Annotated in this window: 9 protein-coding genes; 5 read left to right on the plus strand and 4 right to left on the minus strand. The window is 55.0% G+C overall.

Annotation, left to right across the window (positions count from 1 at the left end; translation table 11 throughout):
- The 4 genes from BT114_RS13980 to putA all read right to left on the minus strand — a co-directional run.
- Positions 1-3530: beta strand repeat-containing protein (locus BT114_RS13980; RefSeq protein WP_177247099.1), on the minus strand; the 3530-nt coding region annotated here is incomplete at its 3' end.
- Positions 3478-5247, minus strand: coding sequence for a ShlB/FhaC/HecB family hemolysin secretion/activation protein (locus BT114_RS13985; RefSeq protein WP_177247100.1), 1770 nt, complete (start codon positions 5245-5247; stop codon positions 3478-3480). The genes BT114_RS13980 and BT114_RS13985, both read right to left, overlap by 53 nt.
- A gap of 449 nt (positions 5248-5696) precedes the next feature.
- A complete protein-coding gene (gene putP, locus BT114_RS13990; RefSeq protein ID WP_072327127.1) occupies positions 5697-7181 on the minus strand; it encodes a sodium/proline symporter PutP in 1485 nt (494 codons plus the stop codon).
- 25 nt (positions 7182-7206) lie between these two features.
- Positions 7207-10425: a bifunctional proline dehydrogenase/L-glutamate gamma-semialdehyde dehydrogenase PutA gene (gene putA / locus BT114_RS13995; RefSeq protein WP_072327128.1), complete on the minus strand. Its 3219-nt coding sequence runs from the start codon at positions 10423-10425 to the stop codon at positions 7207-7209.
- A 161-nt stretch (positions 10426-10586) separates the two neighbouring features.
- On the opposite strand from putA, the gene BT114_RS14000 reads away from it, so the two are divergent.
- The 5 genes from BT114_RS14000 (at position 10587) to BT114_RS14015 (ending at position 12674) form a co-directional block, all read left to right on the plus strand.
- Positions 10587-11336, plus strand: a complete 750-nt coding sequence (locus tag BT114_RS14000) for a helix-turn-helix domain-containing protein (protein WP_218163524.1) — start codon at positions 10587-10589, stop codon at positions 11334-11336.
- Positions 11337-11439: 103 nt separating this feature from the next.
- On the plus strand, positions 11440-11601 hold the full coding sequence (locus BT114_RS14995; RefSeq protein WP_177247101.1) for a hypothetical protein: 162 nt from the start codon (positions 11440-11442) through the stop codon (positions 11599-11601).
- A gap of 15 nt (positions 11602-11616) precedes the next feature.
- Positions 11617-11895, plus strand: coding sequence for a DUF2442 domain-containing protein (locus tag BT114_RS14005; RefSeq protein WP_218163525.1), 279 nt, complete (start codon positions 11617-11619; stop codon positions 11893-11895).
- A gap of 12 nt (positions 11896-11907) precedes the next feature.
- Positions 11908-12201, plus strand: coding sequence for a nucleotidyltransferase family protein (locus tag BT114_RS14010; RefSeq protein ID WP_072327130.1), 294 nt, complete (start codon positions 11908-11910; stop codon positions 12199-12201).
- Complete coding sequence (locus tag BT114_RS14015) at positions 12198-12674, plus strand: hypothetical protein (RefSeq protein WP_084662286.1); 477 nt, start codon at positions 12198-12200, stop codon at positions 12672-12674. Before BT114_RS14010 ends, BT114_RS14015 begins: the two co-directional genes overlap by 4 nt.
- Position 12675 lies beyond the last annotated feature (1 nt).

Raw genomic sequence — 12675 nt, forward strand, 5'->3', positions numbered from 1 at the left:
GCCAGTGTGACGGCACCAGTGTAGGTCTGGGTTCCGGTGGTAGTGACGTCTGCGGCCAGCGTGATGTTGCTGGCGGTGATGTTAAGTGATTGGCTTTGAATACCGGTGATATCACCCAGACCGCCGGGTGTGAGTGGGTCCGTAATAGTGCCAATTTCAATGTTGTTACTGTTAACGAGGGTGATGCCCCCGATGCTTTTATCTGTTTCGGTATGACGTCCGGCTACTCGACCAATGGTGTTGGTGGTGCCGCCCAGATGGATATTGCGGTTATTCCCGCTGCCGCTTAGCAGTAGCAGCAGGGCGCTGGTATTGATACGGTGGCCGGAGTTCTGGTTGATTGCATTACCGCCATCGCTGTTACTCATGGCTTCCATGCGCAGTCCACCATTGTTGGTGGAGATTTCACCGGCAAGAAGTTCAAAAGAAGATGCTTTCAGGTGGATGTTGCTGCCTGAATTGCTGTTGGTGATATTGGCGTTGGCAGTTAACACCCCATTTACATCCAGGGTCAGATTACCGCTGGCGGTTGTGATGCCAGTCAATCCGTCCACTGTGCCAATCGTTAGTGCTTGATTGTTGTTCAGGCTGAGATTGCTGCCTGCTCCTATGATGCTGGCTGCCAACGTCTGGATCTGGTTGGTGTTGCTGTGCAGATTCAGATGACCTGCATTTGCAGAGTTCAGCCGCAGTCCTTGTGTGACCAGTCCACCATGTGCCGCGTGCTGTTCGATGCTGGCTGCTGTCAGGTGGATAAAACGGTTTGCAGCATTGGCAGTAAGGGTGCCACTGTTCAAATTGATGGTGGTATTAGTGGCGGTGAGCAGGATATTGCCATCAGTTGCTGCCAGGTTGGCTGCAGTTGTTATATTGCCTGCTGAGGTCAGTTCGATATGACCACCGGCAGCATTGCTTTGTATGGCTTGATTGACGGTCAGATGGTTGTTGGCACCGGTCACTGCTATTTTGACTGAACCAGCATTGATGCCATTGATAGTAGAACCTGCAGCATTGGTGCCGCTACCTATTGCTAGGCTGCTGCCAGTGCCGCTGTGTGCCACATCAAAGGTACCGACCGCAGAACCTGCAAGGGTTGTTGCATCGGTTCCGGTGTTGGTGATCCAGGCAGAACCGCCAGCGATGGCTGTGAGGTTATTGGTGCTGGTGGTAACGCGAGCGCCCGAAGTGCCAATGTCGCCGCCTGCTTCAAGCAGGATGCTGCTGCCAGCCAGTGCATGGCTGCTGTTGGTGGTGATGTCACCTCCGGCATTCAGCACCAGGTCGCCTGCTGTAATGGCTCTGCCGGTGGAGATGTTTCCTGTCAGGGAATGGAGCGTGAGGCCGCCTGAGCTGCTGGCAACAACGGCATTGTTTCCGAAAGTAATGTTGCCGTTACTGATCAGAAGGATCGTGTCGCTGCTGGCAGTGGTTGTGAGGGCTGCGTTTAATGTGATGCTGCTGCTCAGTAACTCTATGCCATTATTCAGACCACTTTCACCCAGTCCGTCAGTGGCGGCTGTGCGAGCCTGACCCAGCGTAATCGTGCCGTTGCTCTCCAGCCTGTTGAATTCTGCAATGCTCAATTGGCTGCTGCCACCGGTACCTATGCCCAGCGCAGCGTTCTGGGTTCTGGCCAGATTGATGTTGCCCGCTCCGGCATTCACATCCTGGTTAATGGCAAAGTCATTGCCGATCAGGGTGATGTGACCACCGTTACTGGCCAATCCGCTACCACCAAGAGTTAGGGTGCCGGTGCCATTGGAGCCTGCTGAGCCACCGGCATGGTGCGGCGAATCGGCTTCCAGATGAATATGGCCGCCGCTGGTGGTGATGCCGCCATTCAGGGTGATGTGACGTCCGGCCTGAAGCGTGATGCCGACACCTGTTTCAGCAATGTTGATGGCTGCATCAGCATTCTGGATGATGTCATTGGTGGCTTGCAAAATCACGTTGGCCAACTGGGCGTTGATGGTGCCGTTGGAGATGGTGAAGTTTGTGATATCCGGATCGGGGTCGTTATCAACGATCTGATCAAAGCTGATGACTGGTGTGGGGTCCAGCAGATCATCTTGTCCTGCTGAATCAGCTAGACCATCAACAATGGTGATGTTTTCCGGATCCAGCAACAGCGTCCCGGTTTCACCCATGGGTGCTCTCAGGTCTGCCATGCCCGAATATGCCAGGTTGTTCTTGCCGGAAACCTCGGCAAAACCACCATCACCGCCGTTGTCACCACCCCGTGCCGATAGGTTGCCTGCAAAACGGGTCCAGTCATCGGCCCAGACGATGATGCGACCGCCATCACCGTTATCGGTGGCATCTGCGTTGAGACTGACATCACTGGTGACGATAACTTTGTCAGCATTGGGAATATCTGTATTTTTACCCTGATAATCACCACCAATCAGGATTTCACCACCACCGGTAGCACCGCTGGCATCCACCTGCGTGGTGCCGGAAAGACCAATCTGCTGACCGAGCAGGTGAATCTGTCCACCTTGCTGGTGTTCGGATGTTGCTTCGATCCTGCTTTCGCCACTGACCAGCAGGGTGCCATCTTCTGCATGCAGGGTGATCTGGCCGCCGTTGCTCTGGCCGTCCAGTGCTGATGCACTGATCTGACCGGTGTTGACCACAGAGCTGTCACTGCCGCCGCTGCCGACCAGACGTATCTCGCCACCGGTATTTTCAATGCGGCCCGCCTGGATGATGCCCTCGTTATTAACCACGCGGGAGAAGATATCCTGAGCCACTCGGCCTTCAATCAGTACCGAGCCGCCATTGGCCTGGATGCTGCCGGTGTTGAGGATGGCTGTGTCCAGCCCGCTGAGATTTTCCTGCAGCGCTTCGTCCACCACAAAACGCATCAGGCCATCACCGTCAAAGTCCACCGTGATGCGTTCACCAACAGCCAGGTTGACCCGACCAGCCTGAGCGTGGATCAGCCCTGAGTTTTCCACGCTGCTGCCCAGCAGCGTCACCGAGCCACCGGTGGCAGCATTGATGGTGCCCCGGTTGATGACGCTGCCATTGCTGCCTGCTTCACGCTGAAAGTTGAGGTAACCTGCCATGAAGTCATCCACGGACAGGCTGTGGCCGGAGGCAATCAGTGAACCGACATTAAGCTGAGAAGATGCACTGAAATAGATGCCATTGGCATTCACCAGAATGACGTTACCGTTGGCATTGATTTGCCCACGAATCACGCTGGCATTGGCATCCATGATCTGGTTCAGGACAAAGCTGCTGGATGATGGTTGGTAAAAGTTGACGGTATCGTTGGTGCCGACGTTGAAGGTGTCCCACTTCACCGCCAGACGGTGGCTGTGCTGGTAGACGTTGGTGGTGTTGCCGTTGGGTTGCTCAATGCTGCCGGAACCGCTGATGACTTCGCCGCCAGTGACACCGGCGCGAACAGGGGCTGCCCCCAGGGCCAGCAGGGCTGCGGCCAGGGCTGTGGGTACGAGCCTGAATAGCTCAGAAGTACACTGCGATGTCGAACCACAACTGGGGTTGTGCTTTTTCTTCATCGTCATTTCCACTTTCGTCCGTCAGCGGTATGGCATACTGCAATCTTGATGCCAGCCTGTTGGGTATGTTGAATCGGATACCGGCGCCAATACTGGATAATTGATACATGCCCTGTGGCTCGTTGGGGCGTGGGTCATTCTTTTCACCCAGACTATGGTCATAAAAGGCAGCAAACTGGATCAGGTCATTCCAGCGCCAACTGCCAAATGCTTCATACTGGCCCAGAAAAATGGGCTGCCAGATGTATTCGATAGATACCAGTGCACCAGTGTCATAAAGAGTATAGGAGCCAGGAAAGCCTCTGACATGGTCTGGTCCACCGGCAGCATATTGTTCCATCGGCACCAGCAGGTCTTTAGAGTATTGCAGTTCACTGCGCAGCAGCAGGGACGTGCCGGGAAACAGGTTTTGCAGACGGGAATAAAAGGCCAGCAGTTTCAGAAAGTCGCCTTCGGCAAACTCCCCTGAAAAGCCCCTGCGACTTGGTTGTTGATCCACCGGTAAAGCGGCGGCGGAATCGCTGTCACCCATGGCTCCAAACAGGTCATTAAACCCTTTGCTTAACTCTACACCAGCGTAATTGAGACCATTAAAGCGCAGGTCGACCGAGTCATAATTAAGCGCCAGGGTCATTACGGTTAGTCGATCTTGATTGTTTACACCACCATTACTTTCAGTGATGGACTGTTTGGATGCCAGTTCCAGCCGGGTTGACAGGTTGCGCTCCCGGCTGCGTAGCCACTGGTATTGGCCATAAACACCGTATTGATTGGATTCACCACTGATTTCTAGCGCTTCAAATTCACCCCCGACATCAAAGCGGTTGTTGCGCAGGTAACCACCGGCTTGCCAGTGACGATTGAGGATGATGTGGTAATCAGCAGCACCATAAAGGCTGTTGTCGGGTTCAAAGCTTTTTTGTGCGGTCAGGGTCAGTCGGTCAGCATTACCAGTGACATTGTTCCAGTGTACGGTGGCGCGACCACGGTATTCACCGGTGGTATCGGAGCCGTGGTTGTCCAGGCGGAAGTTGAAGTTGAAGCGTTCTTCGTTGGGTACTCGAATCATTAGGTCAGCCTCACCCACCCGCTGCCCTGGCTGAAACATGCCAAAGGCTGCCAGTCCTGGAAAATCCGTCAGGATCAGCAGTGCGGACTCAGCTTCCTGCTGGCTGACCGGTTTGCCTTTTAAATCATTAAAGGGGCGTGCGAGGGTGTTGCGTGAATAGACTTGGTTGCCCTCAGCCAGTACCCGGCCCAGATGCCCTTCAATCACTTGAATGTCAACGATGCCATCCGTGACGGTTTGTACCGGCAACACGGCTCTGGCCAGGATCAGCCCTCTGGATCGGTAGTGGTTGGTGACCCGGTTGGTGACAGCTTCAAGTTGCCCGATGGTAAAACCATCAGGCTGCTCCAGGCGGGCTGTTTCCAGCAGGCGTTCCAGCGCAGCCAGTGAAATGTTGTATTGCGGTAGATCGCGTGCATCCACCAATCGGAAGCGCCTCACCTGAATACGATCGCCCTCATCTGCAGACAGGGGGCGCTCCACCAGTGGCGGTATTTCCAGTATCGAGCCGGGTGCGGGCGGAGGAATGCGGGGTGCTGCTTCCGGCCTTGCACCACCGGGTTGCAAGGCATCGGGAAGTGGGTCACTGGCCAGCAAGGCAGGACTGATGAACAGCAAAAAGACGAGCAACAGTTTCGGTATCAACATACCGAACTGATCTGACACGCTTTGATTTGCTGTCGATTGCATGAGTTTGTCGTTTTGTTGGTGTTGAGTCGCTTGAGCATCACCGGATTGATCAAAAGTCATGCTGCTGGTGACGTTCCGCTACTGCCGGGTTATGGCGGCGTAATAACATTTAAGTTTTTGTTAACGAACTGGTCAAATGTTAGCACCTGGCTGAATGGACAAGCAATGTAAAAGCCTGCCATGGCCGGGTGTTTTTTGTTTCAAAATATGACTGGCAGGAATTTATGTGGAAAATATAGAGCTTAGAGATGGCAAGGCTTTGCTGGTGATGGAAGGTTGAGCCATCAGGCTGGGTGCTGTATGTGTTTTTTATGTTTTTCAGGTGGGCTGTTAATTAAGGTTAAAAGTTTGAATGGCCATTCCTTTGGCCATTAACCAATTTTTAATTAACCTTCTTGCTGATCCATTCAGCTGCGAGCTTCCTGCTGCACTTCATCAAACTCCTGCTGAATTTCAGCACTGGGTTCGGGGCTGATCAGGCTCATCACGATCATGGCAATACCGGCCAGAATAAAGCCGGGCACAATTTCGTAGAGCTCAAAAATACCGCCGCTCATGTTGGCCCAGACCACCACGGTGACACCGCCCACTACAATACCGGCAATGGCACCCAGTGCGGTGGAGCGTTTCCAGAACAGTGACAACAGCAGCACCGGTCCGAAGGTGGCACCAAAACCGGCCCAGGCGTAAGACACCAGATCCAGCACGGTGGAGTTTTCATTCAGTGCCAGCAGCATGGCCGCCAGAGCGATACCAATAACCGCTACGCGCCCAATCCGCACCAGCTCCTGCTGGCTGGCATCCTTGCGGAAGATGGACTTGTAGAAGTCTTCCGTCAGGGCAGAAGAGGAAACCAGCAGCTGTGAATCAGCAGTGGACATCACTGCAGCCAGGATGGCGGCCAGCAGGATACCGGCAATCACCGGGTGGAACAGGGCGTTGACCATCACCATGAACACGGTTTCGCCATCACCCAGGCCGTCACTGATGTACACGGTACCGACCAGACCGATCAGAATGGCGCAGAACAGAGTGAGTGCCGTCCAGCTCACGGCAATGCGGCGGGCAGCCGGAATCTGCTTGTGAGAACTGATGGCGGCAAAACGGGCCAGAATGTGCGGCTGACCAAAATAACCCAGGCCCCAGGCCATGGCACTGACAATGCCCATAAAGCTGAGTGCCTGTCCGGTGTTGTCACTGAACCAGGTCAGCAGATGGGGGTTGAGTTCGCTGATGCTGTTGAAGGTGGCACCTGCGCCACCCAGCTCACCCATCGCCCACAGCGGCACAATGGCCAGAGCTGCAGCCATCATCAGACCTTGCAGCAGGTCGGTCCAGGAGACGGCCAGAAAGCCACCGAACATGGTGTAAGAAACAACCGCCAGGGTGCCGACCAGTACCGCAATCCTGTAGTCCAGTCCGAATACGGTTTCGAACAGTTTGCCACCTGCAACCAGGCCGGAAGAGGTGTAGAAGAGGAAAAACAGCAGGATGAACAGGGCTGAAACCACACGCAGCATGTTGGTGCTGTCACGGAAGCGTTGTTCCAGAAACTCCGGCAGTGTCAGGGCGTTGTTGGCCTTGAAGCTGTACACCCGCAGTCGCGGTGCCATGAACAGCCAGTTCAGCCAGGTGCCGATCAATAGGCCGATGGCAATCCAGCCGGCGCTGAGACCTGCAGCATAGGCTGCACCCGGCAGACCCAGCAGCAACCAGCCGGACATGTCTGAAGCACCGGCGGAAAGTGCAGAACTCCAGGGGCCGAGACGGCGGCCACCCAGAATATAGTCAGAAAGATCCTGCGTGCGTTGGTAGGCAATCCAGCCGATGGCCAGCATCACCCCGATGTAGGCGATGAACGTCCAGCCTACGGCAGCGTTGTTTGCAATCATCTTTGATACCTTCTTGTGTTGTTATTCAAGCTGCATCTTCTTCGTCAGACTGGGCAAGCAGACTGGCATTGCCCCCGATGGCAGCGGTATTGATGGTGCGTGTGCGCTCGGTGGAGAAGCGCAACAGGTAATGCGGACCGCCCGCTTTCGGACCGGTCCCGGACAGCCCCATACCACCAAAGGGCTGTACGCCAACAACCGCACCGATCATGTTGCGGTTGATGTACACGTTGCCGACTCGCATTTTGCTGTCGATGTAAGCGGCAAACTGTTCATTGCGACTCTGGATGCCGAAGGTCAGGCCGTAACCTGTGCGGTTGATGCTGTCGATCACTGCGTCCAGCTCGGAAGCCTTGTAACGCAGGATGTGCAGGATCGGGCCGAATTGTTCTTCCTTCAGTTCATCCAGTTGGTCAATTTTAATGGCAGTGGGGGCGACAAAGTAACCCTGCTGATCCAGTTCTGCGGGAACCTGGGTTTCAGCCAGAATTTTGCCCTGCTGACGGTAAAGCGCGATGTGGGCACGCAGCTTGTCAGCGGCACGCTGATCGATCACCGGGCCAACGTCGGTGGCAGGATCACGTGGATCACCCAGTTGCAGCTCGGCCATGGCGCCGGTCAGCACTTCAATGACGCGATCAGCAATTTCATCCTGCAAGAATAGTACCCGAAGGGCGGAACACCTTTGTCCTGCACTGGTGAAAGAGGATTCCACTATATCGGCCACCACCTGCTCCGGCAGTGCGGTGGAATCAACAATCATCGCATTCTGGCCACCGGTTTCAGCCACCAGTGCCGCCAACGGGGCGTTGTCACGTGCGGCCAGGGCGCGGTTGATGCCCTGAGCCGTTTGTGTCGAGCCGGTGAAGGCCACACCGGTGACGCGTGGATCAGCAGTGAGCAGCGGACCAATTTCTGCACCAATACCAGGCAGTAACTGGATCACTTCCCGTGGAATACCGGCCTGATGAATCAGCTCCATGCAACGGCAAGCCACCAGTGAAGTCTGTTCCGCCGGTTTGGCCAGCACGGTGTTGCCAGATACTGCCGCCGCCAATACCTGACCGAGGAAAATGGCCACCGGGAAGTTCCACGGACTGATGGCCACAAAAATGCCACGGCCGGTCATGTAGAGCTCATTGGATTCACCGGTTGGCCCCGGCAGCAGGGTGGTTTCTCCAAAGAGTTTTTCTGCCTGCAGTGCGTAATAGCGGCAGAAGTCCACGGCTTCGCGAATTTCAGCCACACCATCGGCCAGCTGTTTACCGGCTTCACGGGCACAAAGTGCCATCAGTTCCGGCATGTTGGCTTCCAGCAGGTCGGCAGCCTTGTGCAGGCAGGCGGCACGCTGTTGCACCGGCACGCTGTTCCAGCGCGGGAAAGCCTGCTCGGCAGCATCCAGTGCGGCCTTGACCTGTTCGGCAGATGTCCACTGAATGCTGCCCACCTGTTGTTTGTGATCAAACGGACTGAGCACCGGCTGGGTGGCGCCGGCTGCAGCCTGGATGCCTTCGGCCAGCATCGGTGCACCCTGCCATTGGGTGGTGTCAAAGTTGTTGATCTGTTCAAGCAGGGGCTCAAGCTGGGCGTTGATGTTCAAGTTGACACCTCGTGAATTGATGCGTTGTGGTCCGTAAATAGCCAGTGGCAGAGGGATGGCAGGGTTGGCAAAGGTTTTTTTGCCTTCCAGTTGTTGCAGTGGGTGTACACACAGGCGCTCAACCGGCACCCGTTCATCCACCAGCTGGTGCACAAAGGAGGAGTTGGCACCGTTTTCCAGCAGACGGCGCACCAGATAGGGCAGCAGATCCTTGTGGGCACCAACCGGTGCATAGATGCGGCAATAACTGCCTTGCGGAGCACGCTGCAGTGCCTGGTCATACAAGGCTTCACCCATGCCGTGCAGGCGCTGGAATTCCACCGGGCGCTCACCGGCCATGTCCAGCAGGCAGGTCAGGGTGTGGGCATTGTGGGTGGCAAATTGCGGGAAGATGCGACCCTGGGTGGCATCAGACAGCAGAAAACGTGCACAGGCCAGATAAGCCAGATCGGTGTTGGCCTTGCGGGTGTAAACCGGGTAACCGTCCAGTCCAAGGATCTGGGCATGTTTGATTTCGGTGTCCCAATAAGCGCCTTTTACCAGACGCAGCGGGATTTCATCACCCTGTTCGGTGGCCAGGCGGGTCAGCCAGTGCAGTACTGGCAAGGCGCGCTTGGAATAGGCCTGCACCACCAGTCCGAACTTGCCCCAACCCAGCGCCTGAGTACGGTAAACGGCTTCAAACACCTGCAGTGACAGTTCCAGCCGATCCGCCTCTTCAGCGTCCAGCGTCAGCGCCACATCCAGCTCACGGGCGCGTTGGGTCAGTTGTCCCAGACTGGTCACCAGCTCTTTCAGCACACGGTCCTGCTTGCCACGCTCATAACGTGGATGCAGTGCAGACAGTTTGATGGAAACAGAAGGAGCCGGTGCATCACCGGCCAGTTGTCGACCTTTATTGCCAACGGTTTCGATGGCCTGCAGGTAGTCCTTGAAATAACGCTGTGCATCAACTGCTGTGCGGGCGGCTTCACCCAGCATGTCAAAGGAGTAGGTGTAACCTTTGCGGAACAGGGGCTTGCCGTTTTTTAACGCCTCATCAAGGGTGCGTCCCAGTACAAACTGGTGGCCCATGATTTTCATGGCTTGCGCCATGGCCTTGCGGATCACCGGTTCGCCCAGACGGTTTACCAGCTTGTTCAGCACCGGCACCGGCTGGTTGTTGCGCGGGTCCATGCCGATCACCTTGCCGGTCATCAACAGCCCCCAGGTGGAGGCATTCACCAGCAAGGAATCACTCTGGCCAAGGTGGCGTTTCCAGTCAGCCACCGAGAGTTTGTCACGAATCAGGGCATCAGCGGTTTCTGCATCAGGAATGCGCAGCAGTGCTTCGGCCAGACACATCAGCAATACCCCCTCCTGAGTGTCCAGGCTGTATTGCTGCAGCAACTTGTCGATACCGTCGATGGCGTCATCCTGATGGCGCACGTCCTGCACCAGTGCGGCTGTATTTCCAGCCAGCTGCTGCTGGGTTTCGGGTGGGTGGTTCACCACCTTCACCAGCTCGGCCATGAAGCTGTTTTCATCGGCCAGATAATGGCCAGATATCCGTTGCATCAGTTGGAGTAATGAAGTCTCCTGCAAGCGGGGATGCAGCAATCCTTCAGCATCCAGATGGGTTATTCTTGTGTCCCGGTCAGTCATGAAGGTCTCCAGAAAAGAGTAAGGCGCAGGGTGTTTTTTGACCTGTTTCCGGATTCTGGTCGCTGATCGACTGTTTTTCTTGTTTGAAACTCAGGACATTTTGTTCCAGACTCAGAACCTGATCCTTTTGATCAGCTTTTCATCTGAATAGAGCCTTGACCATGCTGGCCCGAATCCGCAGTTTCCCGTTGCCAACCCGCTGTTTACACCACAGCCATGACCATCACCAGTTGGTGATTGCGTTATCGGGCAGTGCCGAGTTTGAAATTGCCGGTTATGGTGGCCGGGTGGATGCCCTGCACGGATGTCTGGTGCCTTCCGGCGAGGTGCACTTTTATGAAGGGCTGGGGGATAACCGTCATGTGGTGATGGACCTGCCGCAGTTGCCCCAGGGCCATGGCTTTGAACGATTATTTGATGTGCCGCGTTATTTCACTGCTGATACCAGCTTGAGACTTTTGCTGAGTTTCATGGATCGTGAAGCCAGCCTGTGGCAACACTCGGGTGAAGCTGCTGCGGGCATGGCCAGTGTGTTTCTGGGTTCGTTGCACCAGCGTTTGTTTGATGCCGGTCCTGCCTTGCCATCCCCGGCAGGACGGTTGGATATGGTGAAGCTGGAGGTTTATATCCAGCAGCATCTGGCAGAAAAGCTGCCGGTGGTGCGGCTAGCCCAGGTGGCCTGCGTCAGTCCCGGGCACTTTCACCAGCTGTTCCGTGATGCCACCGGCATGACACCCGGTCAGTACCTGCTGCAAGCCCGACTGGAACGCGCCCGCGAACTGATACAGCGCACCCGCCTGCCACTGGAACTGATTGCCGGTCAGGTGGGCTTTTCCAGCCAGAGCGCCCTCACCCACGCCTTCCGCCGTTATTATGGCGAAACACCCGGAAAGATCCGGCGTTTGCACTGAATCTTTTCTCCTGCTTTTGACCTGTAGCCCAACCTTGGGTTGCAGCGGTCATTCACAGCTTCATCAGTGGTATGATCCTACAGAGTCAATGCTTGGAGTTACCTTGATCCCGGTAGCAGAACGTAATAGTTGGCAAGACTACTTCACCGCTGAACAGCAGAAAATCAGCCAGTTGGATCAGCAACTCCAGGTTGCTGAAGATCAGCTTAACCACGCAGTCAACCAGCTGTTTGGTTTAACCCAGCCAGAGGTGGACAGGTTATGAGAGAAGCCAGTTGTTATGACCTGGATCCTTTGTGAGGTCTGTATGTATTGGGACGTGAAAAAAGTACGTCCGTTGGATGACTACCAGATTTTTGTGGAGTTGGTTGATGGACGCAAAGGGGTTTTTGATCTGAAGCCTTATCTTGATCTTGGTGCTTTTAAGGAACTGAAGGACAAGTCTTACTTCGCTCAGGTCGATGTGGTGCTGGGAGCAGTGACCTGGCCGCATGAACAGGATATTGCACCGGAAACGCTGATTGCTGGTCTTCAACCGGTGAATGCTGGTGTGGCCTGATGAGTAAAGCTAATGCGCCTGACTCCTGAAGAAGTGACTGCAATCAAAGCAGCTGTACAACAGGCTTTTGGTCGCCAGGCCAGAGTCTGGTTGTTTGGCAGTCGTGTGGATGACAGCAAAAAAGGTGGTGATATCGATCTGCTGGTGGAAGCGCCTGAGGGTTGTGCAGGGCTGCTGGATAAAAAGCTGCAGGTGTTATCCACTCTGATGCTGTCACTGGGTGAACAGAAAGTTGATCTGGTGCTGGCACGTGATGCTTCTCGGCTGGTTGAACAAGAGGCCCGGTCAAAAGGGATTGAACTATGAATGATGCTTTAAGCAAGGCCAAGGTTGAAAAGGCGCTCAGGGAATGTGAAACCCATCTGAAGCGAATGAACTATGCCCGTGGCAAGCTGGCAGCGCTGATGCCGATGGATGAGTCGGGTTATCTTGCGCTGACAGAAGCGCAGATTGAGTCTCTGGATCAGTATATTTTCCGTTACATCAAAATGCAGGATGCCATGGGCGAGCGGTTGTTCAGGCAAATGCTGGATTTACTGGAAGAGCCTGCGCGTAGTCTGCCCTTTCTGGATAAGTTGAATCGGTTGGAGCAGTTAGGTGCCATCAGCAGCAAGGAGGCATGGCTAAAACTGCGTAATCTCAGAAATCTTCTGACGCATGAGTATGAGGATGACTCGGCCAGCATGAGTGAGGTTATTAACCAGGTGTATGTGGTTTATCCGGAAGTTGAAGCCACTTACCAACAGGCAGCAAATTTTATACGGCCTTACCTGCACTGAA

This window comes from Marinospirillum alkaliphilum DSM 21637 (assembly GCF_900119735.1).
Lineage (GTDB): Bacteria > Pseudomonadota > Gammaproteobacteria > Pseudomonadales > Halomonadaceae > Marinospirillum > Marinospirillum alkaliphilum.

Excerpts from the sequence above, each read along its gene's own strand:
- BT114_RS13985 (WP_177247100.1), bottom strand. The coding sequence starts at position 5,247 with ATGTTGATACCGAAACTGTTGCTCGTCTTTTTGCTGTTCATCAGTCCT.
- putP (WP_072327127.1), bottom strand. The coding sequence starts at position 7,181 with ATGATTGCAAACAACGCTGCCGTAGGCTGGACGTTCATCGCCTACATC.
- putA (WP_072327128.1), bottom strand. The coding sequence starts at position 10,425 with ATGACTGACCGGGACACAAGAATAACCCATCTGGATGCTGAAGGATTG.
- BT114_RS14000 (WP_218163524.1), top strand. The coding sequence starts at position 10,587 with ATGCTGGCCCGAATCCGCAGTTTCCCGTTGCCAACCCGCTGTTTACAC.
- BT114_RS14005 (WP_218163525.1), top strand. The coding sequence starts at position 11,617 with ATGACCTGGATCCTTTGTGAGGTCTGTATGTATTGGGACGTGAAAAAA.
- BT114_RS14010 (WP_072327130.1), top strand. The coding sequence starts at position 11,908 with ATGCGCCTGACTCCTGAAGAAGTGACTGCAATCAAAGCAGCTGTACAA.
- BT114_RS14015 (WP_084662286.1), top strand. The coding sequence starts at position 12,198 with ATGAATGATGCTTTAAGCAAGGCCAAGGTTGAAAAGGCGCTCAGGGAA.